18 protein-coding genes are annotated in these 22,961 nt (G+C 45.2%); 4 read left to right on the top strand and 14 right to left on the bottom strand.

The genetic code is table 11. From position 1 onward, the window contains the following. Positions 1-108: 108 nt before the first annotated feature. From CTT30_RS18715 to CTT30_RS18705, 3 genes are all read right to left on the bottom strand, one after another. Positions 109-3,150 carry an SbcC/MukB-like Walker B domain-containing protein gene (locus tag CTT30_RS18715; protein WP_252037486.1) on the bottom strand — a complete coding sequence of 1,014 codons (3,042 nt, stop codon included), beginning with the start codon at positions 3,148-3,150 and terminating at the stop codon, positions 109-111. A gap of 9 nt (positions 3,151-3,159) precedes the next feature. Next, complete coding sequence (locus CTT30_RS18710; RefSeq protein WP_252037484.1) at positions 3,160-4,290, bottom strand: exonuclease SbcCD subunit D; 1,131 nt, start codon at positions 4,288-4,290, stop codon at positions 3,160-3,162. An 83-nt stretch (positions 4,291-4,373) separates the two neighbouring features. Continuing rightward, positions 4,374-5,462, bottom strand: a complete 1,089-nt coding sequence (locus tag CTT30_RS18705; protein ID WP_252037482.1) for a ketoacyl-ACP synthase III — start codon at positions 5,460-5,462, stop codon at positions 4,374-4,376. A gap of 175 nt (positions 5,463-5,637) precedes the next feature. On the opposite strand from CTT30_RS18705, the gene trxC reads away from it, so the two are divergent. Further along, positions 5,638-6,072 carry a thioredoxin TrxC gene (trxC, locus tag CTT30_RS18700; protein WP_252037481.1) on the top strand — a complete coding sequence of 145 codons (435 nt, stop codon included), beginning with the start codon at positions 5,638-5,640 and terminating at the stop codon, positions 6,070-6,072. 196 nt (positions 6,073-6,268) lie between these two features. Continuing rightward, positions 6,269-7,429, top strand: coding sequence for an MFS transporter (locus CTT30_RS18695; protein ID WP_252037480.1), 1,161 nt, complete (start codon positions 6,269-6,271; stop codon positions 7,427-7,429). 7 nt (positions 7,430-7,436) lie between these two features. Here the strand turns inward: CTT30_RS18695 and CTT30_RS18690 are convergent, their stop codons facing one another. Beyond that, positions 7,437-7,826 carry a nitrous oxide-stimulated promoter family protein gene (locus CTT30_RS18690; RefSeq protein ID WP_239864156.1) on the bottom strand — a complete coding sequence of 130 codons (390 nt, stop codon included), beginning with the start codon at positions 7,824-7,826 and terminating at the stop codon, positions 7,437-7,439. Then, a complete protein-coding gene (locus CTT30_RS18685) occupies positions 7,826-8,341 on the bottom strand; it encodes a GNAT family N-acetyltransferase (protein WP_252037478.1) in 516 nt (171 codons plus the stop codon). The genes CTT30_RS18690 and CTT30_RS18685 overlap by 1 nt, the downstream gene beginning before the upstream one ends. Before the next feature lie 104 nt (positions 8,342-8,445). Between CTT30_RS18685 and CTT30_RS18680 the strand changes: the two genes are divergently transcribed. Further along, positions 8,446-8,883, top strand: a complete 438-nt coding sequence (locus tag CTT30_RS18680; protein ID WP_239874699.1) for a DUF4174 domain-containing protein — start codon at positions 8,446-8,448, stop codon at positions 8,881-8,883. A gap of 206 nt (positions 8,884-9,089) precedes the next feature. Beyond that, positions 9,090-11,420: a cytochrome c peroxidase gene (locus CTT30_RS18675; protein ID WP_252037476.1), complete on the top strand. Its 2,331-nt coding sequence runs from the start codon at positions 9,090-9,092 to the stop codon at positions 11,418-11,420. 44 nt (positions 11,421-11,464) lie between these two features. Here CTT30_RS18675 and nirD read toward each other — a convergent pair whose 3' ends face one another. The 9 genes from nirD to CTT30_RS18630 form a co-directional block, all read right to left on the bottom strand. After that, on the bottom strand, positions 11,465-11,791 hold the full coding sequence (gene nirD, locus CTT30_RS18670) for a nitrite reductase small subunit NirD (RefSeq protein WP_252037475.1): 327 nt from the start codon (positions 11,789-11,791) through the stop codon (positions 11,465-11,467). Next, on the bottom strand, positions 11,788-14,271 hold the full coding sequence (gene nirB / locus CTT30_RS18665) for a nitrite reductase large subunit NirB (protein WP_252037460.1): 2,484 nt from the start codon (positions 14,269-14,271) through the stop codon (positions 11,788-11,790). The genes nirD and nirB overlap by 4 nt, the downstream gene beginning before the upstream one ends. 10 nt (positions 14,272-14,281) lie before the next feature. Further along, positions 14,282-15,124, bottom strand: coding sequence for an ABC transporter ATP-binding protein (locus CTT30_RS18660; protein ID WP_252037599.1), 843 nt, complete (start codon positions 15,122-15,124; stop codon positions 14,282-14,284). Positions 15,125-15,136: 12 nt separating this feature from the next. Then, entirely contained in the window at positions 15,137-16,105 is a 969-nt protein-coding gene (locus CTT30_RS18655) for an ABC transporter permease (protein WP_252037458.1), read from the bottom strand. Positions 16,106-16,166: 61 nt separating this feature from the next. After that, positions 16,167-17,540: a CmpA/NrtA family ABC transporter substrate-binding protein gene (locus tag CTT30_RS18650; protein WP_006960860.1), complete on the bottom strand. Its 1,374-nt coding sequence runs from the start codon at positions 17,538-17,540 to the stop codon at positions 16,167-16,169. 261 nt (positions 17,541-17,801) lie between these two features. Continuing rightward, positions 17,802-18,383 carry an ANTAR domain-containing response regulator gene (locus CTT30_RS18645; RefSeq protein ID WP_252037456.1) on the bottom strand — a complete coding sequence of 194 codons (582 nt, stop codon included), beginning with the start codon at positions 18,381-18,383 and terminating at the stop codon, positions 17,802-17,804. 93 nt (positions 18,384-18,476) lie between these two features. After that, positions 18,477-19,433, bottom strand: a complete 957-nt coding sequence (locus CTT30_RS18640; RefSeq protein ID WP_039951997.1) for a glycosyl transferase family protein — start codon at positions 19,431-19,433, stop codon at positions 18,477-18,479. After that, positions 19,430-20,311, bottom strand: a complete 882-nt coding sequence (gene cobA / locus CTT30_RS18635; RefSeq protein ID WP_006960857.1) for a uroporphyrinogen-III C-methyltransferase — start codon at positions 20,309-20,311, stop codon at positions 19,430-19,432. The genes CTT30_RS18640 and cobA overlap by 4 nt, the downstream gene beginning before the upstream one ends. 11 nt (positions 20,312-20,322) lie before the next feature. After that, positions 20,323-22,920: a nitrate reductase gene (locus CTT30_RS18630; RefSeq protein ID WP_252037454.1), complete on the bottom strand. Its 2,598-nt coding sequence runs from the start codon at positions 22,918-22,920 to the stop codon at positions 20,323-20,325. Positions 22,921-22,961: the final 41 nt, after the last annotated feature.

The raw sequence follows: 22,961 nt of genomic DNA, 5'->3' as shown, positions 1-22,961 counted from the left end.
GTGCCAATCAAAATGCACTGAGTTAAGTTGAGTCCTACTTTTTAGCTTTTAACTAATAACTAGCACACTTAATGATAAGCCACCAGAATATCAACAGTAAATGCTAACTCATGCAGCATTTACTGTTATCGTACTTCCCGCTCGGTCTGACTGAACATCTACACGCAGTGACATCTGCTCTTTTAGCTCACTGACATGAGAAATCAGCCCTATCGTTCTTCCAGTCTGTTGCAGATCAATTAACGTTTGAATGGCAAGATCTAATGACTCTGGGTCTAAGCTCCCGAAACCTTCATCAATAAACAACGTATCTAAGCGAATACCACCACTGTATGACTGAACAACGTCAGAAAGACCGAGTGCTAAAGATAAGGCGGCCATGAAGGACTCTCCCCCTGATAACGTGGCTACATCTCTACTTTTGCCTGTGTAACTGTCTTCCACAACCAGATCAAGCCCACGGCCAGCTGAACCTTTGAATCCATCCTTTTTGCGGGAGAGAATATAACGTCCCTTACTCATTATGCTGAGTCTTTGAGAGGCCTGTATTAATACATCGTCCAGTAGCACGCCTAAAACAAATCGGTGCAGACTCACACGGCTACCAGTTTTACCGCTCGCAACATCATAGAGCGTTCCGTACACTTGGTATTTAGCTTCCAGCTCGGTGTTCTTCTCATGCAGTTTAGCGATATCTCTACACACCTTTTGATAGCGTTCAAACTTGGAGCGAATCGTATCTAGCTGATTCCTCGCCTCCACATATGCTTGGCTATGTAGGGCGACTTGTTTATCTAACTCCTCTAAATCAGGCAATGACTGATTTTCGAGCGAGTGTTTCAAGTCCTCAATGGTTTGCTTAAGCTTCACCTCAGTGTGTGCATAGGCATCCAATGACGTTTCCCAGTGCTCGATTTGCTCTTCTGTGGCTTTACTATCTAAATAATGCTGTTCGTTTGTAAACGGCGTACTCTCTATTGAGATATGCCATTCAGTCTGAGCTTTATCTAATTGTCGATGTGCTTCTTCCAACGATTCAATATTACTTTGCCTTTGACCCTCAAGTGCCGATTGCTGTTTAGCGAGTGTTTGCTGAGTCTCATTGGCCTTCTCAAGCTGTTTTTGAACTGACTCGATGGATGTTTTGATCTGCGTATACTCTGCTTCAACAAGCTCAATAGATTGGTATTTTTCACCTATAGATTGAACCAGCATATCTAACCTTTGTCGGAGGGTGTTCTCTGTGGCAACATGTGCTGATATTTCTTCCTTGAGCTTGTTAATCTCGCTTTCACCATTGTCACAACGTTGATTGAACGCTGTCACCGTCGCTTGCATTTGTTCGAGGTTGATGGCCACCAGCCTCTCGAGTTTAAGTTTTAACTCTGCATGCTGTGTTGTAACTACATGGAGTGACAGAGCTGAGTGCTCTCCTAACTCGGCTTGAAGCTCATTGAGTTGACTCTTTTGGCGCTCAATCAATAACTTTTGCTGTTCCACCAATTGAGTTTGCTCATTCAAAGCTTGCAAAGATTGGCGTTCTTGATGACGCCATTGCTCAACCTGCTCTTTAGTGACTTCTTCCCCTTCAAATGAAGTCGGATTTGGGTGTTCTTTGCTGCCACATACTGGGCATGGCTGATCTTGTTGTAGCCTTTGTGCAAGAACAGCTGCTTGAGCATTATGCCAACGTATTTCACCTCTATCAGCTTCATTGCGTAACTTTTCCCATCTGGTCTTAAGCTCAGATTGACGAGAAAGCATTGGCTTGAGTTCAGCGTCAAGCACCTCTAGATCTTTCGAAATATTCTGCTTCTTAGTTAAATCCTTGATTAAATGGGATAAACGCATCAGTTCAGATTCAAGGGCTGATTTGTCCGTCATAGCCAACCTTGCCGCTTCAAACTCTTGTTGCGCTTTAGTGGCTTCTAATAAAAGTTTTTCTTTGTGTGCCTGATACTTAGACAAAGTCTCATCATAGCTTTTCTTTTTTGCTGTAGAGTCTTTTATTTTTAGCTCAAGCTCGCGCTTTTCCAATAACTTGGCTTTGATATCATCCAAGAAGTAAAGCTTATCCGTTTGCTCAGGGAGTGCCTGAGCTTGTTGATTTACGCTGTCCAGGATCTGTTTATGTTCTTCAAGCGCAAGATTTGAAGCTCGAAGCTCTTTTTCAAGCGCATTACCTTTTTCCGTGGTATCACGAACTAGCTTTAAAGCCGATGACCAATTCGCATAAGGAAGGTCTAACTTGCTTGCCTGTCGCGCAATCGTTAGGTTGTGCTTAATCTGCTCATTAGCCTCTCTTTGTTGAGCATGCTCAGACAACGTACGTTCAGCTGTGGCTAACCTTTCAAACTCAGTTTTGAGCTGAATTGCCTTCTGTTGATTCAGCTTCGATTGGTTCAGCTTCTCTAACTGCCCCTTTTCACTTAAAGTAAGCTCTTCAAACTGTTTAGAAAGCAAGTCGATATGCTCGGTAAGTTCTGCTTCACTATTCACTCCCGCAACCTGAAGCGCACCGCGAATTTGATTATCAAATTCATCTTTCGATTTGATGATGGTGCTTGCCTTTTCCTTGAGTGCAAACTCAATTTTCTTGTAAATATCGGTTTGAAATAGCTGACCAAATATTTCTTCTCGTTCTTTAGAGCTCGCGAGTAAAAGGTCACGGAATTTTCCTTGCGGTAGCACCATTACCTGTCGAAATTGCGTTTCATTCAAACCAATCAAATCCGTGACTTCCGTCTTTACTTGAGCCGTTTTGCTTGTAATCAGTCGTTCTTGATACGTAATTTCATACAAAGAGGCTGTGTGCTTACGTGTTGTTGTTCCTTCGCCTCGTGCTTTAGGCACAAGTTGATCAGGTGATCTCGTGACTCTGTAGTTCTTACCCTTAAGTGCGAATTCGAACACCACTTCGGTCGGTAACGAAAGCGCAGCCATATCGCAGCGCATCTGCGTCCCTTCTCTTTCATTGCCCGTTGTCTGGCCGTACAAAGCAAAACAAATGGCATCTAAAATTGAAGTCTTACCTGAACCTGTTGGGCCGTTAATCAAAAACAGCGGATTTGAACCAAGCAATGTAAAGTCGATAGTTTCAGTGTTAGCAAAAGGACCAAATGCCTGCATTGTTAGTAAGAGTGGTTTCATCACTTATTCCTATTGCTTCGTTAACTGATTAATGATGTCATTGATGGCATCAGTTTGCGCTTCGGTAAGTTCACTGTCTTGTGCTTCGAGGAAGAAATCTTTGAACATATCCACTTCACTTCGTGCCAGTTTGGCCTGAGCCATTTCTTGCTCGACACCCATTAACATGCCAGGCTTTTCAATATGTAGAACATTGGGGTAAACGGTACGAAGCTTTTCCATAGGGTTGAGAATGGCGTGTTTATCCAGCAAACGAACCAACAAGTAATCGTACTGGTTAGGATCAGTCTTTCCCTTTGCAATGATTTCATCTAGCTCACCTTCAATAATTCGCATTTGGTGAGGTGCGGTTAGATCAATATGAGTAGCAGATTGAAAGCCTTGCTTAGTGATTTCAACCAGCGTTACACCTTTCTTTTGGAACTGCTCTGAGAAGCTGTACTTCATTAAAGAACCTGAATAACGGATATACTCCTGCCCTTTTTTTTGTGGCTGGTGCAGATGCCCCAAAGCGACATAGTCAAAATCGACAAAGTGTTCATGGCTAACCCTATCTGAGCCACCAATGGATAAAGGTCGCTCTGAATCTGATTCAATAGCCCCATCTACAAAGCAGTGACTTATCAACACATTCTTTTGGTTAGGTTTAAATTTGGACTTAATTTCTTCACTTAGCAGTTGATGAGCATCATCATGGGTCGAAACTGGCTGACTAAAATGATGCCGCACCAATTCAGGGTCATTGTATGGCATCCCATAGAAGGCGACTTCTCCGGCGTCAGTATTCAGAACAACCGGTTCCAACATCTCTTCAAAATTTGCAATGATGTGCAATCCCGCGTTTCTCATCTGTGAAGCGCCAAAGCCAAGCCGTTGCGCGCCATCATGATTACCGGGAATAAGAATAACTGGCAACTTCAGTTCACCACACACTTGGCTAACGAATTCATTCATTACTTCAATCGCAGCGGTTGGAGGAACAGAGCGATCATAAATATCGCCAGCGATCACTAGAGCATCGACAGGGTGTATTTGTATATATTCGATCAATTGGGTAAGTACCGCTTTTTGATCATCAAGGAGAGAAACGTTGTGAAACTGGCGTCCGAGATGCCAATCAGAGGTGTGAAGAAACTTCATTTAAGCCCTGCGTTATTCTTATCGTCTAGGGCTAGATAATACCATTCTGGACAGCCTCCTATCCAGAATGGCGTTAAGATTCGCTAATTAGGAGCGTGCTGCTTACAGAATCTGATCGCTTCGTCGAGTAATTCGAGAGCAGACTTATCATTTTCAGGCAATGCTGCATCGCTTTGACCCAAAGGTGTTACGCGGTCACCCCACTTGATATGACCAGCTCCCCATGTCAAACCTGCACCAAACGCTGCAAGAAGCAGGTTATCGCCAGGCTTAACAAAACCTTGCTCCATAGCTTCACACAAGGCTAATGGCACAGTCGCAGCAGAGGTATTTCCATACTTCTGGATATTAACAAACGCTTTATCTTGGCTAATACCTGACAAATCACAAAGCGTTTGAATGATACGGATGTTCGCCTGATGAGGAATAACGACATCAACGTCATCCGTCGAAAGTTGACTGCGAGATAGTACAGTTTGTGCTGCAGAGCCCATGCCTTTGACTGCACGTTTGAAAATTTCTTTACCTACAAAATTAAAATCCCAGTAGCCGTTATCTGCAGCAAAACGATCCATAGACGTGCCAAATTTAGGTACAGATAGAATATCGCGCCCTTTTGAGTCACAGCCAAGCTGAGCATGTTGTAAGCCCACAGGTTTATCTGTTTTGCTCAGTACTACGGCACCGGCACCATCACCAAATAACACAGCCGTATCGCGCATTGTCCAGTCGATAAAGAAAGAGAGACGCTCTGCACCTATAACCAAGGCATTTTGGTAGCTGCCCGCCTGAATCATACGAGTCGCTGTCTCTAGGCTATAGAGAAAACCTGTACACGCAGCATTTAGGTCAAACGCTGTAGTGCCAATCATGCCGAGGTTTTGCGATACTTTGGAGGCAATATTTGGGATGAGGGAGTCTGGTGAACACGTTGCAACAATCAGTAGGTCGATATCGCGCGCTTCAAGGCCTGAACATGCCAGTGCGTGCTTAGCAGCCACTGTGGCTAAGTCAGACGTGTTCACATGGCTAATACGGCGATTTTCAATCCCCGTGCGCGTGCGAATCCATTCATCTGAAGTCTCAAGAAAGGTGCTTAAATCATTGTTAGAGAGCGTTGTTGGTGGTACACATTTACCCCAACCTGTAATTTCTGCATAGAATGTGGTCATTCGAAGCCTTTTATTTTTATTTGAGTTAGCGGTCCATTCGATCTGTTCAGTCCGACTGAGAGAACTCTTGGGAAAATACTATTTTCAGAGTATAACTAGCGAATATCTGTGGTGTCACCTAATTGGTTAAATGGACGTCACACTTGCGTAGAAAAACACAAACAAGAGAAAAGTCATGTCTACATTCAATACACGTTGTCCTTCTTGCTCAGGTGTCAATCGTGTCCCTAATGAAAGAGTGTCTGAAAGCCCGAAATGCGGCAAATGCCAGTCGCCTTTACTGGATGGCGCACCCGTTGAAGGAACCGAACTCAACTTTGATGCAATTTTAAACAGCCCCCATCCTGTCGTCGTCGATTTTTGGGCACCTTGGTGCAACCCTTGCGTTGGCTTTGCACCTGTTTTTTCAGATGTCGCCAAAGAGCGAGCAAATAATGTTCGATTTGTAAAAATTAACACCGAAAGCCAGCAAAACCTTGCAGCTAGATACCAAATTAGAAGTATTCCGACGATTATGGTGTTTAAAAGCGGTGAAAGAATCGATGTAATTAATGGTGCCTTACCTAAAGGTCAATTTGATCAATGGCTTAATGAAGCATTACTGAAATAAAAATATCGAACATTTCAAATTAACAGACCGCTTTTATGGATTATGAGCGGTCTTTTTACTCATAATAAACAATCGTATCGAAAAATGATTTTTATCGACACGACCAAAATTATTCGTTTTACCCTGCCTTAAAACCACCTCATAGTCGCGCCCAAAATACGTTCCACTTTATTAATGAACTCAAGAGGCTACGACGTTGGAAAACATTCTTGCTCCTGCACCAAAAGCTCGCATCACAGTCCCTGTGATTGCGCTGGCTCTTTATGCGGTTGCTTCAGGCTACCTAATGAGCCTGATACCACTGATGCTATCGGATTACGGGCTAGACAATTCGTTGGCCAGTTGGTTAGCCAGTGTATTCTATGCAGGTCTTTTAGTCGGTGCGATTGCGATTGAACCTTTAGTCACTAGGCTAGGCCACAAAAATGCGTTTGTTCTTTGTTTGGGCCTATTCATCGCGACTATTTGTACATTACCTATATTCCCTAGTTCAACCTCTTGGATGTTAGCACGCTTTTTTGCTGGTATCGCTGTCGCTGGTGTGTTCGTTATTGTGGAATCTTGGTTATTACATGGCGATGAAACAGCCAGAGCAAAGCGACTTGGCCTGTACATGGCTGCATTATATGGTGGAAGTGCGCTTGGTCAGCTAGGGATTGGTATATTAGGTATCCATGGCGGCGTACCTTTTATTGCAATTTCGACCTTGTTACTTCTCGCAATCGTGGTGCTGTGGTTTGGAGAAAGCGACCAGCCAGAGTCTGCACATACAACCAATCTATCACTTAAACAGATCACCAGATTGAGCCATGCAGCCATTATTGGCTGTATTGTTTCTGGCCTGATCCTTGGCGCGATTTACGGCTTAATGCCGCTAGAGTTAGCTAATCAAGGGGTTGCCCATGACGACATAGGTGGGTTAATGGCTTTAATTATACTCGGTGGTATGGCAGTTCAGCCATTGGTTCCATTGATGTCAAAGTACTTTGGCCGCACTTTATTAATGGCCTTCTTTTGCTTACTTGGTGCTGCTTCTAGCAGCATGATTCTGCTAGACGATACTATTCGAGTATTAGCCGTCGGGGTATTTCTGCTTGGCGTTGCGGCTTTTGCTTTATACCCAATTGCGATAAACCTTGGCTGCGATAAATTGGAACAGCATTATATTGTCTCAGCGACCCAAGTCATGCTTTTCAGTTATAGCGTAGGTTCTGTATTCGGGCCTATCGTTGCTGGCTGGTATATGGCGAGTGACCATGGACTGATGGGATACCTGTTCGCGATTCTACTCGCTACTTGCTTATATATGCTCGTTGCGAGTATTAAAGCAAAACACCAAGCTGTCGCTGGAGAATAACCTCCCATCACTTCTGCTTCCTTCTATGCCGGTTAGACGCTCCACTAACCGGCCTATCTGGCGCTGCTCTTCGCTCATGAATCAAATGCCGAACCGCAAGAATTGGATGAGGTAGCAACATTTTTGGTCCGGAGTAACGCATGACTTGCCGCATTTTTTCTTTGGGTTCAGGCTTATAGCAGTGGATCGGACATTTATTGCAGGTCGGCTTGCCTTGACCATACGGGCAGCGATCAAGCTTCGCCTCTGCATACTCTTTCAGCTCTAGGCACGAATGACACAAACAACCGTCTGGCAATCCATGATGATCGCGGCAATAAATCGCAATCATTGCACTGACCGTTTTGAGCTCCGTCAGCAAATTACCTTGTAAAATATTCGAATGAGTAAATTTCATTAGTCTGTGAATGACAATTGATACAGAAGTAAGTCTACTTTATCGCTTATCTGATTTTGAACTTTGACGTAGGTAAAACCGAGTCGACTTAATAGGGCCTTACTGCCTTCATTATCCGAAGATGTGATCGCAACTAATTCATCAATATCACGACGCTGTTGTGCATATTTAATAATGGCTTGCCCTGCTTCTAACCCATAGCCCTGCCCATGTGAATCCGGCATAAAACCATAACCAATATCATAAGCCTCTAAATCGTCTCTCTTTATCAGGCCGCAAACACCAAGCGGCTTGCTATCTGATTTATTTTCTACGATTAACAAGCAGACACTTTTTTCCCTTCTCATCGCTAGGATATTGTTGCGAATATACTCAGTGGCATCACTTCGGTTTCTAATCTGTTTGTCACCAACAAAGCGTAGAAAACCGTCGGTGTTATAGAGTGACTGAATAAAAGCGGCATCATCTTCTGTTGGTAAACGCAGTATCAAACGATGAGTTTCTAGATTTTCCATATCAAGTGCTTACACATTACTTAGGTTAGAGGTGAGCTTACCACCTACACTTAACGTAGAAAGTGATTGAGGTTTGAAAGCCAAATTTTCTACGGAGGCCAAACATGCGTAGCTTTATTCTCGTATTATTGCTTGTTCAGAGTATAGGCTTGGCGTGGAGTTATCCTGCCCACTCACACAAATGGTCTCATAGAAGTGTCATTTATTTCGCTCCAACCAATGATGAACATGTGAAGCAATTCTTGCTCGAAACCTTGATCAATGAGTGTGAACTCTCCGATCGTGACATTATTACTCTGGTTATAACCCAAGACGGCTTTACCATTCCATCTTGGGTTAAAAACGAATTTAATCTACTGAGCATGTTCAGAGCCTACGGTATCGAACCGGGTACACACACGGCAATACTAATAGGCAAGGATGGTTCCGAAAAACTTCGTTGGGGTAAAGAAACAGATTGGGAAAATATTAAGCAAACCATTGATTTGATGCCAATGCGTCAACATGAAATAAAGCGGAGGCCAAGCCCATGCTCTGCATAGAGCCAGAACTAAATCCCCATTGACATTCCTTCATCAATTAGAGTAATTAATCAACAAACAGGGCCAGATATAAATATCTAATAGATCCTTGCCATTGCACATTCTCAAATAATCACTTACATTCCTCAATCCAATAGTTAATAACTATAATAATCATTATCATTTAAGTGCAATCTAGTATGTTTATCTCTTTTTCTAGAAGCAAAATGGCTATCGCTTTGTCAGTCGTTTTCGCCTCACTCACTACCGGTTGTTTAGACGACGGACTCAACACCACTCCTGATTCAACCACAAGCCTCCCTACAGCAACAATGCGTGACATCTCAGTGAATGCTCAAGTTGACAGCACAGACGCTGCAGGCAGCTTATACACTATTCGACAACTCACCACGAACTTGTTAATTCAAGGCACGGTAGCTGATGATGGAAGTATTAACGAAACTATCCCTGCTGGAGCTAATCTCAACGAGCCATTGCAGATCAGTGTCGACATGACCAATGACACATACAAATCGTTAACTGACAATGTAGCCACACTTGAGGCAATCAATACTAACCAAGCCTCGTCACAATCCACACGAACTCTAACGACTCGTGAAGATGACGACACTAGATCGACAACACCTCCTATCAGTATTTCACTGCGCACCACAGCAGAATTTGCCTATGCAGATAAAGACCAGAATGGCTTACTATCGGATGACGAAATCAAACAAAAAAACTTGGATTCCATAAGCGCAGATTACCTGGAAGAAGTACAGGATTTAATGATTGCTGCCGATGTCATTCAGCAAAATCCAGGGAAGCTGTACTACAAATCGACATACGAGATGATGACTGATTTTCATAATGACGAATCAGCCAAGAATGCTTTTTTCGCCAGCAACAGTGATTCAGTACGTGACGCGCGTGCCAACCTGTTTAACGAAATCGAACCAACTAACCCAGAAGTCGTGGACTTTCTACGTCTAGACACTAATGGATGGCCGCTGAAACATCAGTCTCGATCGTATGAACAAACGCCTTGGGCTTGTGCCGATGATATTCGCCGAGTTTCTCTCCGCAACTACGGAACAAGGCTGTGGCACTTTGATCGCACCAAGACAGGCAATATAGACAACACAACCGTGAAGAGGCTTATTGCATCCGCTAATCAAGCCCAACTGTGTAAGAAAGCGGGGTGGCGATTGCCATCTGTAGCTGAACTAACCACCCTACTTGATGGTGGCGATAGTAAGTTTCCTAATACTTTTCCATTTCTATCACCAGATTCCAGCTTCTGGGCCACTGATGATGAAGAAAACACGACACTGGTGTCCTTCTCTACAGGTAGCGCAGTGCTAACAGCCCCGAATGAACGTTCATCCGCTGTAGCAATATTACATAATTTTGAGCCTTATGATGTTTGGTTTAACATATCGCCAACAGAAACTCCCGTCGATCTCGCAGTACTAAGAAGCCAATACTCTCAAGCGCCTGAAAACTGGCCGCAACCAACAGTGAATGACGGAGTGGAGTGGAAAGAACTAGGCCTGAAACCTGCTGTCCCTTTTCCAAGCGATAACCCATATTCGAAACAAAAAGTGGCATTAGGTAAGGCATTATTTTTCGATAAGCGCTTGTCAAAAGACGATACCATCTCTTGTGCAAGTTGCCATGATCCGAGCAAAGGTTGGGCTGATGGGCTCAGAACCGCGGTAGGTATCAATGGGCAAACCGGAAAAAGAAATACGCCAACCATTCTTAACACAGCTTACTATGAGACTCTATTCCTAGATGGACGTATTTCTTCTCTCGAAGAACAATCATTACACCCTATTTCAAACCCGATTGAAATGGGCCTCCCCCATGATGAGATGTTAAATAAGCTGGATAACATTAACGAATACAAGCCATTATTTACCGCCGCGTTTGGCGATAACCAGATCACTCTAGATCGAATTGCTAAATCAATCGCAACGTTTGAACGAACCATCATCAGCCAGAAAAGTGCCTTTGACCAGTTCCTTGAAGGCGACCACACTGCCATGACTGATCAACAAATTCATGGCCTTCATTTATACAGAACCAAAGCTCGCTGCATGAATTGCCATAGTGGTCCATTAATGACCAACAACCAATTTGAAAATATCGGGCTGACTTATTATGGTCGAAGTCTCGAAGATCGAGGACGCTACAACGTAACAGGAAATCCATCTGACATGGGTAAGTTCCGAGTGCCTATGCTTCGAGATATAAAATCTACCGATCCGGTAACGCACCTTGGTTTATTTGATTTAAGTATCGTTACGGGCAGCGGACGCATTTTCGGCCTTCTTGCTATGTACAACAACGGTATGACACGAAATCGTAGTGGTAATTTCCCCCAATATGCCAACAAATATGACAAAAAGTTCCCTGAGGTTTCACCACTGATTGAAAGGCTTGGGATGACTACAGAGGAATTACTCGCTCTTGACTCATTTATGTCAGCGATTTCAACACAAGTGCGAGATGACAGCGCAAGTGAAGCCGAACTCGGCCTAACATTCCAATAATAATGAGGGCTGATATCCTTCAGTATCAGCCCTCTTTTCCATATTTAGATTAATACTAGATATGGAGTTTCTTCTTCCACCGGCCAGCATTTGAGCTTTACGTCTGGTTGTTCAACACATTGACCTGTTTTTAGGCTGAAATGCTGCTTATATAGGGGAGAAGCGACGCACACCTCCCCTTTCACATCACCAACGATGCCACGATTTATCACGTAAGCTTTACCTATCGGGTCCCAGTTTTGTATCGCAAAAACCCCTTTATCAGGAATTCGGAAAAGCGCCACTTGTTCGCCGTCAATTAATGCAGCCCTACCTTCGTAGGGTACTAAGTCATCCAATCGGCATATTTTTAGTTTCTGGTCGGTAATCATAGCTCCTCCTTAACTGGAATTCGCTGCCCTCTGATTCGCTGGTAAGGGAGCGCTTGGCTCGTAGAGTCATCATTGATGAACGGACGGAATTTGCTGAGCTTATCCGGATTTTCCAGTGTACTCTTCCACTCACATTGGTAGGTTTCGACAATATGCTGCATTTGGCTTTCGAGTGAGTCACACAAGCCCAATGAATCCTCGATCACCACTTGTTTCAGATACTCAAGGCCGCCTTCAAGGTTTTCCATCCACACTGAGGTTCGTTGTAATCGGTCAGCAGTACTGACATAAAACATCAGCACCCGATCAATGAGTTGTACTAACTGCTCTTTAGTCAGGTCTGAAGCCAAGGTATCAGCATGTCTTGGGCGCATCCCCCCATTACCACACACATAAAGGTTCCAACCTTTTTCTGTAGCGATAACGCCAATGTCTTTGCTTTGCGCCTCTGCACATTCTCGCGTACAGCCTGAAACCGCGAACTTGATCTTATGTGGCGCTCGCAAGCCTTTGTATCGGTTCTCCAATTCGATAGCTAACCCTACAGAGTCATCAACGCCATAACGACACCATGTTGAACCTACACAAGATTTTACTGTGCGAAGTGACTTCCCATAGGCGTGACCCGTTTCAAAGCCTGCATCGATCAGTGTTTGCCAGATCTCCGGTAGCTGCTCCACTTGTGCACCAAAAAGGTCGACTCGTTGACCGCCGGTGATCTTGGTGTACAAATCAAACTTCTGCGCAACTTCACCAAGTACAATGAGCTTCTCCGGTGTAATCTCACCACCCGCAACCCTAGGGACGACCGAATATGAGCCGTCTTTCTGTAGGTTTGCCATGAATGCATCATTCGAATCTTGGAGCGCACTGTGTTGAGGCTCCATGATGTGTTCGTTCCAAAGCGAGGCAAAAACTGACGCTGCGGTTGGTTTGCACAGATCACATCCTAAGCCTTTGCCATGCTTGCTCAATAAAGTGTCAAAGTCTTTGATTTGCTCGACCTGACAAATATGAAACATCTCCTGTCGAGACATTTCAAAGTGTTCGCAGACATGATTATTGACTTCAACACCCATCGCCATCAGCTCAGCATCCAGTACTGTCTTAACCATATTGCTACAGCCACCACAGCCTGTCCCTGCCTTGGTTTGAGTTTTCAGGGTATCTAAATCATGTGCACCAGCCTGAATGGCCGACACTAAATCGCCTTTGGACACGTTGTGGCAGGAACATATGATCGCTGTATCGTTCATTTCTCCTTGCAGCATACCAGTATCAAACAAGAGATTGGCAGCGTGATCAGGAAGTTCAGTTTGATTAAGATAACATTGCAGTAGCGCATCGTAGTCTGAGTTGTCACCCACCAAGATAGCCCCAAGTAAAAATTTACCCGTTTCATCGACAACTAGCTTTTTGTAAACACCGGACACCGTATCTTGCAGGGTCACCTCCTGTGCGCCTTCCGTCGCTTTGTGAGCATCACCGATCGACGCTACATCAACACCAAGCAGTTTGAGCTTAGTGCTCATGTCAGCGCCCGTAAATCCTACCGTTTCTCTTGTTGTGAGCTTGTCTGCTACTACCCGCGCCATAGCGTATCCGGGGGCAACCAGCCCAAATATCTTTTGTTGCCACAACGCGCACTCGCCAATGGCGTAGATGTTTGCATCGCTTGTCTGACATTCATCATCAATCACAATGCCACCTCGCTCCCCCAGTGCAAGCCCAGCTTCCCGACCAAGTGCGTCTTGTGGTCGTATGCCTGCGGAAAACACAATGACATCCACTTCCAATGGCTCAGCGTCTTTGAACACCAAACGATGCCGAGCGGTTTCGCCGTCGCAGATCTTTTCTGTGATCATTGAGTTGTGAACACTCAGCCCCATTGCTTCGATTTTTTCTTTTAGCACAGTGCCCGCTCCGTCATCGAGCTGGACAGGCATCAAGCGCGGCGCAAATTCTACAACGTGGGTCTTAACTCCAAGCAGTTTTAACGCATTTGCGGCTTCAAGACCTAGCAATCCACCGCCAATAACCGCACCTGTTTTCGCCCCTTGGCACGCTTGTTTGATCTGAGAAAGATCTTCCAAAGTACGATAAACAAAGATGTCTTCTCTGTCTTTGCCTTCAATCGGCGGAACAAAAGGATACGAACCTGTCGCAAGCACCAACTGGTCGTAGCCAAGAATATCTTCGCCATCCAGTACGATACGTTTAGCCTGCTTATCGATAGAAGTGACCCGACTACCCAGAACCAACTCAATCCCGTGTCTCTGATACCATTCCTCACTACTTAGCATTAGATCCTGATGAGACTTTCCCGAAAACAAAGACGACAATTGAACTCGGTCGTAGGCAATAAACCTTTCTTCACCAATCACGGTGATCTTCTTTTCCAAATGCGCCCCACGCTCGACGAGCTGTGCGACAAGGTGGTGGCCGACCATGCCATTTCCGACAATCACTACATGTTCCATACTCACTTCCTTATGCTGTCTTCGCAGGTACAGGTTTACTGTTTACTTTTTTCTTATCTGCTGGCGACTCTTGTTTCGATTGTTTTTCGTACAGGAATTTCAAAACAGATTGACGATAGCGCTGATACACAGGGTTTTCAGCGAGTTCCACGCGATTTCGTGGGCGAGGAAGTTCAATTTCCAGAACTTCACCAATGGTTGCCGCGGGCCCGTTGGTCATCATGACTATCTTGTCTGAAAGCAGCACAGCTTCATCAACATCGTGAGTTATCATAATCACGGTATTGTTTAGCTCCGCCTGAATGTTCATTAATGAGTCCTGAAGGCGTGCGCGTGTTAGTGCATCCAACGCGCCAAACGGCTCATCCATAAGCAAGACTTTTGGCTTGAGTGCCAGTGCTCTAGCGATCCCAACACGTTGTTTCATCCCTCCAGAGATTTCATCCGGTTTTTTGTCTGCGGCTTGAGTCATCTGAATCAGGTCAAGGTAGTGCTCAACTTGCTCGCGAACCCAGTGCTTACCTTTACCACCCGCCACCTGCTTTACCGCCAGCTCAACGTTTTGATATACCGTTAGCCAAGGGAGTAAGGAATGATTCTGGAACACAACAGCCCTATCAGGCCCTGGCCCGCTCACTTCACGGCTATCGACAATCACGCCACCATCAGTGGGTAGATGTAGCCCTGCGACAAGGTTGAGGACCGTTGATTTACCACAGCCAGAGTGGCCAATCAGCGACACAAATTCGCCTTTATTAATTTGGAGGTTGACGTTTTTCAGCGCGATAAATTCACCATTGGGTGTCGGGAATCGCATTCCGAGTTGCGTCAAATCTAATAGTGGTTTTGACATCATTAATTCCTTTTATCGCAATGCTTGCTGTTTGTTCCATGAAAGCCATTTCTGAAGCTGCAACATTCCTCTATCGAGCATCAGTCCAATAAAGCCAATCGTAATGACAGCGACCATAATGCGCCCTAGTGACGCTGAACTGCCGTTTTGAAATTCATCCCAGACAAATTTCCCTAGCCCTGGGTTTTGCGCCAACATCTCGGCCGCAATGAGTACCATCCATGCAATACCTAGCGATAACCTGAGGCCGGTGAAGATCATCGGAATAGCTGAAGGCAGAACAATGGTTCGGATATGCTGCCACCAAGAGAGCTGCAGTACCTTGCTGACGTTAATCAGATCTTTGTCGACACTCGTAACACCTACAGCAGTATTAATTAAAGTCGGCCATAAGCTACACAAAGCCACCGTCAGTAGTGAGTTAATAAAAGACTTCGCAAACAAAGGATCGTCACTCACATAGGTGGCGCTCACTACCATGGTGACAATAGGTAACCAAGCCAATGGCGACACTGGTTTTAGTAATTGAATGATTGGGTTAAATGCTTGATAAAGCCCTTGGTTTAGCCCTAGCATTATCCCGAGTGGGATGGCAATCAGTGTCGCCAACAAAAATCCGGCTGCCACCGTAATTAGGCTGGTGATGATCTGGTCAAAGAATGTCGGCTTTCCTGTATAAGGCCTTATTTTCACTTTTGCTTCAGGGTTCTTTGCCAACTTGGCTGCGTTGCGCTTTTCCTGACGTTCGATAAAAGCTTGTTCTTTATCTCTCTCTTGCCAATGTTCGTTAACCAGATTACTAAACTGATGATATGTCTGAACTGGCCCCGGCAATGTGCCGAGTGATGTTTCGACCTGACGCGCGCTTAAGTGCCAAAATATGAGAAACATCAGAATGCCGATCAGAGGGAACAGAATCAGTTTACTTTTATTAGCCACCAGCTTAGGGCTGGAAACTAGCGATATGACATTGCTAGGCATACTTACTCCTTTACTTCTTAATTCCTTTTAAAGGAGAGCAGATTGCTCCCCTTCATTGCCTCTAAACCTTGTCTTTACCTTTCAAACCAATACTGAATTTCTTGAGGTAGGCATTAGGCTCGCGGCCGTCGTAAACAATGTTGTCGATGAAATGGGTTTGAGGTGCTCGAAAGCCATCTTCCTTAGCAAAATCCGGGAAATCTTTCGTTGCCAAAACACCGTCCTCTATTAGCGCATCGGCTGCTTGCTGGTAGATATCTGGTCGGTAGACTTTTTTCGCGATGTCCATGTACCAGTCATCTGATTGTTCCTGAGAGATTTGACCCCAGCGGCGCATTTGCGTCAGATACCAAATGGCGTCGCTGTAGTAAGGATACGTTGCGTTGTAACGGAAAAAGACGTTGAAATCCGGCACAGCTCGCTTGTCGCCTTTTTCGTATTCAAACGTTCCTGTCATTGAATTCGCGATCACTTCTGCATCTGCACCAACGTACTCGCTTTTCGCCAGCAGTTTGACTGCTTCGTCTCGGTTCGCGTTGTTATTTTCATCCAACCAATGTGCCGCTCGAATTAAGGCTTTCACAACCCGTATGTGGGTATTTGGGTATTTCTCTGCCCATGACTTCGACACACCGAATACTTTTTCTGGGTTGTTTTTCCAGATTTCATAATCAGTGACGACCGGCGCGCCAATCCCTTTGAATACCGCCTGTTGATTCCAAGGTTCACCTACGCAGTAACCTTTAATGGTGCCTGCTTCCATAGTTGCTGGCATCTGTGGTGGTGGTGTTACGCTCAGCAATACATCTGCATTGACTTGTCCGCTGTTATCACCTGTTTCAGGTGCGTAATAACCTGGATGTATCCCGCCTGCAGCTAGCCAGTAACGTAGTTCGTAGTTATGTGTGGATACTGGAAACACCATACCCATGTTGAATGGCTTACCTTCATCAAGATAGCTTTCGACAACTGGCTTGAGTGCATCCGCTTTGATCGGATGAACAGGTTTGCCATCAGCCTGTTTGGGGATGTGTGGCTTCATCTCTTCCCAAGTATCATTAGAGACCGTGATCGCATTACCATTTAGGTCCATGCTAAACGCAGTGATCACTTCAGCCTGGGTACCAATACCGATGGTTGCACCCAAAGGTTGACCAGATAACATGTGCGCGCCGTCAAGCTCACCGTCAATGACACGGTCAAGCAGAACCTTCCAGTTAGCTTGCGCTTCCAACGTGACATAGAGACCTTCATCTTCAAAAAAGCCTTTCTCATAAGCAACCGCGAGCGGTGCCATATCAGTGAGCTTAATAAAGCCAAACTTGAGATCTTCCAGCTCAGGCTCACCGAGTTCAGCCCAAGCCGAAGGTACAGAGACCGACAATGCAAGGGGAAGAGCCAATAGTGATTGTTTAAAAGTTGACGTCCATTTCATTCGCTTTCTCCAAATAAAAAGCGCTACTGCTCTTTCGAGCAGTAGCGCCGTTGCATTCCTTCATTACCGCCGTTGGTAACGTTGAATCGCGTGTGAACCAAATTTCTAAAATATGTATTCCAAGTTACGTGCCAATACTATTTTTCTTTTTATTTCATAACCTTAAAAACCTGAAGCATTTAGTCAAAATGATTGATGCTATTAAGTTGTGCATACTGCACCATTACGGAAATTTATACCTAACCCCAAAGAGGTAGTTCGCTATTTCAAGGTTTCTAAAGTGATCAATATGTTTTTCGCCACTTGAGCCAAGGTCTGGCTCGACTGCATTGCAGATTTTCGCATCGCTTTATAGGCAGACTCTTCATCCACATTATGCATTTTCATCAGCAACCCTTTGGCTTTTTCTATCATTTTTCGCTCTTCCAGTTTCCCTGCTAAGGATTCAATTTCAGACTCCATCGCCAGCAACGATGCCCTCGCAATAGCGGCATGTTCGAGCCAAGGTTTAAGGCTAAGATCAGAATCGGCAGGTAACAAAACGTAATCCATACACTCTGGTAAACGATTAATATCATTGGATAAAAACTGCTTAATCACGACGAGTAATGGCCGCTGTTTCTCGCGACAAACATCAATGATTAAACGGAGTTCTGCACTGGGCTGTTTCCAACCCGCTACAACATTGGCACCCGGCTCACGTTGCAACAAGGCTTCAAATTGGCTTAGCTGACATCCAATGACATCGTCATAATCCTGAGCCAATAAGGTGGTCAGCCTTGCTTGTTCTTCCAGCGAATCGCAGCAAACAATGGTGGGAGTTTTAGAGATTTTCTTTTGCATAACATTCCTTGTTTTATCTCTTTGCTTGTAAGAGACATAACAAGGAATGTGCCAGAGTGATTAAGTCAGCTTAGGAAGGGGCTCAAAAAATGCTTATGAGCGAGACTCACAATGTTTTGACCATAGCTGATACGCTTGTTCAAAGGATTTGTCTTTATCGCCCGTTTCAGCAAACAGAATGCTAGCCATTGTGGTAACAACGGTGTTTGCCATCATATTCAGCTCTTCCTCTGGCGTACATAACGGGCACTCATCAGGCAATGGAATGTCTGTGAGCATTTGTTCCGTCCAATAGTGCGATTCCACACCGGAAGGCGTACTCATCCAAACCGTTTGACTGACCTTAGGGTTATATTCGGACTCCCCAGATTGGCCTTTGAAGGACACAACCGCATGACGAGTCAGCCCGATTTCACTCTCTACCTCGGCATGCAACTGCTGGAATCCGGGGTGAAAGCTGCCACGAATGCCAATCTTGGCACCACCTGGGTTTAGCGCTCTCACCACGGTGTTAATCGGGGTACGTAAACCATAGCGATTTTTCCAACCAATCATGGTTTCAGCTTGAGGCGCGAAATACTTGAGTGGTAAGTATGCAATGTTGCTTTCTTGGAGCACATTCTTGGCGTGCTCAGCGGACTCAACCTTTTTGACATCCAGCACACTCAGGTAATCTTCTGCATGCTCTCGCCCAGCGGGCCTATCATGATATCCGTGCAAGAGCACTTTTCTGCCACTATCAGCCAGTATTTTCGCTGCCAACAGATGCCATGGTTTACCCGCGGCTTTTCTTTTACCTGCGTAACATGGCCAATCAATATCGGCGCCAATGTTAGGCACGCGAGATTGAAATGCTTTTACGAAGCCAGCAATTTCCTGACGAGTTTCATTTTGCACTCGAATCAGCATCAGCAGCATAGCCATCTGATCATCGTCGCATCGTCCATCAAGGTAATCATCCATGACGTGAAAAGCTTGATCAAACGTCAGTGGCTTACGGCCTCGTTCACCTCGACCCACCGTTCGAATACATTCCTGAATTATGCTCATGTTACCTCTTGAGAAATCACCGACTCTACGGTCGCGTTAAGTTGTTCACGAAGTGTGACGACTTCCCCCAAGATAATCAATGCCGGACTCACACCTTTCAGCGCTTCTGACAGACTTGCTAGGCGGCTTAAGCTTGATACATGGACTTTCTGCTGAGAGCTACACCCGTGTGTTACTACCGCTAAAGGAAAGTCATCTCTCATACCGTGACAGAGCAATCCATCTTGTATCTCACTGGCCTTTTCCAATCCCATATAAAACACCAACGTTTGCCCAGACGATACGAGTTGAGCCCAAGCAGGTAGCGCGCCTGATACGACTTGCCCCGTCACAAACGTCACGCTTCGGGCCAACGCTCTGTGCGTCAATGGTATGTAGGACGCCGCTGCACAACCAATTGCGGCGGTGATGCCAGGTACTACTTCATAATCAATGTTGTTTTGCGCCAGCAGTAGCCCTTCTTCACCACCACGACCAAAAATAAAAGGATCGCCTCCTTTAAGCCTCACGATCATGTAACCAGACTCTGCTAAATCCACCAAAATCTGACTGATTTCTTCCTGTTTTAAACTAGGCTGACCACAGCGTTTACCTACATAGATCAGTTTCTCGGCCTTTTCTGCTAGATCTAAGATCTCTCGATTGACTAAGCGGTCGTAAACCACCACATCAGCCTGCTTAATTAGTTTTAACGCTTTGACGGTCAGTAAGTCAGGGTCATTTGGGCCAGCGCCAACTAGATAGACTTTTCCTTTTGTTCGATAGCGGTCAAGTTTGTGTAGCTTACAAGAATCGTTATACAGTTGACGGTGTTCGCTGAAGCTTGCACCATTCAAATCTGAATATGAACCTTCCCTTAGATTGATATCGTATTTCATCTTATGCCCCTTTATTTCATCACTGCTGTCTTAGCACTATGCTTATTCACTAACGCTTCAACCTGAGGAATACACGAGCCGCAATTAGTGCCGCATTTGAGCTGATTTTGTAATTGGGAAACATTGTGACAACGACCGCTCTCCAAAGCAGAAGTAATCTGTTTGTCGCTAACTCGAAAACAGCTACATACCAGTTGGCTGGACTTCTCACTCGAAGCAACCGCAATTAGCTCAGCAAATGACAGTGGTTTACCCATCAAATCAATCAGTTTGGTGTAGTCAATTTCAACAGGCTTAGGGGAGACAACAAGGATAGAAGTGACAATACGGCAACTTGAGGTCTCTTCATAATCAAAAGCCAGCCAGCCTACTGGCAGATCAAGCATGATCCTCTGTTGGTTAGATTTCTGACCATAAGACTTGGATACGCGTTTTGTATTAGCAAATCGCCAAATGCCAGACTGCTTTTCCGCCTGAAATGCACAGTAAGCAAAAGACTCTTTAGAGAACTGAGCACCAATGTACAAACCGTAGCTAGCAATCTTCTCTGGCAATACTTCAACACGACTGGACTTAAAAGCTGGCTGCCCAGAATGAGGGTCGACTAAGCGGCTTACCACCGCATTAACTTGACTATTTCCAGCATAATCTCCAGCCCAATGCATCGACATATACAGCTGTTTTATCGGCAGGGTGTCTTCAATCGTGGCTTTAGCCAGTATGCTGTTGTCACCGTTCACGACCCTAACCAACTCACCCTTTTTAGCACCTAATAGATCGGCGGATAATTGGCTCATATAAACTGTAGGCTCCAATTCGCTGGCAGCCAGATGAGCAATGTGCCCTGTTCGTGTCATTGTATGCCACTGGTCTCGCTGCCTACCTGTATTGAGCCACCAGTGCGGATCTTGAGCTTCTGGCAGCTGGTCACTGACAACAAATTTTGCCTTGCCATCAGGAAAGCTAAATTTTCCATCTGAAAATGGCTGGTCTTTACCCCACTGTTGCGGCCGCCAGTCGTCATATTCTTGTTCGGAGATATCTGCATGTTCAGAGAGATCAAGCATCAGCGATGAGTCTTGATTTAATCCTGTCATGGCGGAGAACTCTCTAAATACTTCCACCTCATTGGAGAAACCAAATCCGTTTGCTATTTCCATTCGCTCACAAAGCTTCTTGCCCACTTCACAAATCGCTTGCCAGTCTGGCTTAGCACACCCAGGTGGTTGAATAAATCGACGTTGCCGAGTTATGCGTCTTTCTGAATTGGTGACCATGCCCTGCTTTTCTCCCCAGCCAGCGGCCGGCAAAAGGAGATTGGCGTATTTCGCAACATCCGAATCAGGCGTGATGTCAGAAACAATGACCGTTGGGCAGCGTTCCAATGCTCGACGGACGTAGTCATGATCCGGCATGGATACCACGGGATTCGTCGCCATGATCCAGATAACCTTGATATCACCACGTTCAACTGCTTCAAACATCTCTACTGCTTTCAATCCCGGTTTGGTCGCAATATCAGGTGAGCGCCAAAACGCTTTGATAACGTCAATCGATTCTTGGTCGAAGCCGCGATGAATCGCCAGCTGATTGGCCAGCCCGCCAACTTCACGCCCACCCATGGCATTGGGCTGGCCAGTAATCGAAAACGGTCCTGCGCCTTCCATACCAATAGAGCCAGTGGCTAAATGCGCATTAATGATCGCATTACCTTTGTCTGAACCAGTTTGTGACTGGTTTACACCCTGACAAAACACCGTAACTACTTTACGCGTTTCGCTGAACCAGCGATAAAATGTCAGCAGTGATTGTTTATCAATACCGAGCGTATCGCTCAGTTGAGCGAGAGTGAATTTGGAGTTTTTCAGCTTTTCCGCTAACTGGTTGAAGCCTGAAGTGTTCCGCTCAATAAATTCAGTATCCAAGCAACCAGTGTCAATACAATGCCTTATAAGTCCGTCGAAAAGCGCGATATCAGCATCGTTGGGGATAGAAAGATGAAGATCCGCTTGTTGAGCCGTTACCGTTTTTCGAGGATCAATCACCACGAGTTTCAGCTTTGGGTTCTTTTCTCTTGCTTGTTGGATACGTCTAAAGATAACTGGGTGCGTCCATGCGGTATTCGCGCCGCATATAACAATGAGCTCAGCTTTATCTAGGTCGCTATAGTTGACCGGCACCACATCTTCCCCAAACGCACGATTATGTGCCACTACCGCGGAAGACATGCAAAGCCGTGAATTGGTATCAATGTTTGCACTGCCAACGAAGCCTTTCATCAGCTTGTTTGCGACATAATAATCTTCAGTCAGAAGCTGGCCCGATACATACATCGCTACAGAATCAGGACCCTCCGTTTGTATTGAGTTGTTCATGGCTTCTGCAATCACATCTGTCGCTTCATCCCAACTGATTTCTTTGCCATTGAACTTAGGGTAAAGCAAACGAGACGGCATATTGAGGCTCTCAGCTAATGCTGAACCTTTCACACAAAGTGCACCATTATTTGCCGGATGAGAATTGTCACCTTGTATTTTTCCTTGTTTCACCTCGATACCACAGCCAACTCCGCAATAAGGACAAGCTGTGTTAATACATTCCATTGTCATCACTCACTCCTTGAAATAAAAAAGCCTCCTCCACTGCTTTA

It is taken from the genome of Vibrio coralliilyticus, assembly GCF_024449095.1.
GTDB lineage: Bacteria > Pseudomonadota > Gammaproteobacteria > Enterobacterales > Vibrionaceae > Vibrio > Vibrio coralliilyticus_A.
Note: the sequence above shows the minus strand (reverse complement) of the source record. Positions and strands in the feature narration are given on the sequence as shown.

What these genes read in the sequence shown, in the direction of transcription:
- CTT30_RS18715 (WP_252037486.1), bottom strand. Translation starts at nt 3,150, where the DNA reads ATGAAACCACTCTTACTAACAATGCAGGCATTTGGTCCTTTTGCTAAC.
- CTT30_RS18710 (WP_252037484.1), bottom strand. Translation starts at nt 4,290, where the DNA reads ATGAAGTTTCTTCACACCTCTGATTGGCATCTCGGACGCCAGTTTCAC.
- CTT30_RS18705 (WP_252037482.1), bottom strand. Translation starts at nt 5,462, where the DNA reads ATGACCACATTCTATGCAGAAATTACAGGTTGGGGTAAATGTGTACCA.
- trxC (WP_252037481.1), top strand. Translation starts at nt 5,638, where the DNA reads ATGTCTACATTCAATACACGTTGTCCTTCTTGCTCAGGTGTCAATCGT.
- CTT30_RS18690 (WP_239864156.1), bottom strand. Translation starts at nt 7,826, where the DNA reads ATGAAATTTACTCATTCGAATATTTTACAAGGTAATTTGCTGACGGAG.
- CTT30_RS18685 (WP_252037478.1), bottom strand. Translation starts at nt 8,341, where the DNA reads ATGGAAAATCTAGAAACTCATCGTTTGATACTGCGTTTACCAACAGAA.
- CTT30_RS18680 (WP_239874699.1), top strand. Translation starts at nt 8,446, where the DNA reads ATGCGTAGCTTTATTCTCGTATTATTGCTTGTTCAGAGTATAGGCTTG.
- CTT30_RS18675 (WP_252037476.1), top strand. Translation starts at nt 9,090, where the DNA reads ATGGCTATCGCTTTGTCAGTCGTTTTCGCCTCACTCACTACCGGTTGT.
- nirD (WP_252037475.1), bottom strand. Translation starts at nt 11,791, where the DNA reads ATGATTACCGACCAGAAACTAAAAATATGCCGATTGGATGACTTAGTA.
- nirB (WP_252037460.1), bottom strand. Translation starts at nt 14,271, where the DNA reads ATGGAACATGTAGTGATTGTCGGAAATGGCATGGTCGGCCACCACCTT.
- CTT30_RS18660 (WP_252037599.1), bottom strand. Translation starts at nt 15,124, where the DNA reads ATGTCAAAACCACTATTAGATTTGACGCAACTCGGAATGCGATTCCCG.
- CTT30_RS18655 (WP_252037458.1), bottom strand. Translation starts at nt 16,105, where the DNA reads ATGCCTAGCAATGTCATATCGCTAGTTTCCAGCCCTAAGCTGGTGGCT.
- CTT30_RS18650 (WP_006960860.1), bottom strand. Translation starts at nt 17,540, where the DNA reads ATGAAATGGACGTCAACTTTTAAACAATCACTATTGGCTCTTCCCCTT.
- CTT30_RS18645 (WP_252037456.1), bottom strand. Translation starts at nt 18,383, where the DNA reads ATGCAAAAGAAAATCTCTAAAACTCCCACCATTGTTTGCTGCGATTCG.
- CTT30_RS18640 (WP_039951997.1), bottom strand. Translation starts at nt 19,433, where the DNA reads ATGAGCATAATTCAGGAATGTATTCGAACGGTGGGTCGAGGTGAACGA.
- cobA (WP_006960857.1), bottom strand. Translation starts at nt 20,311, where the DNA reads ATGAAATACGATATCAATCTAAGGGAAGGTTCATATTCAGATTTGAAT.
- CTT30_RS18630 (WP_252037454.1), bottom strand. Translation starts at nt 22,920, where the DNA reads ATGACAATGGAATGTATTAACACAGCTTGTCCTTATTGCGGAGTTGGC.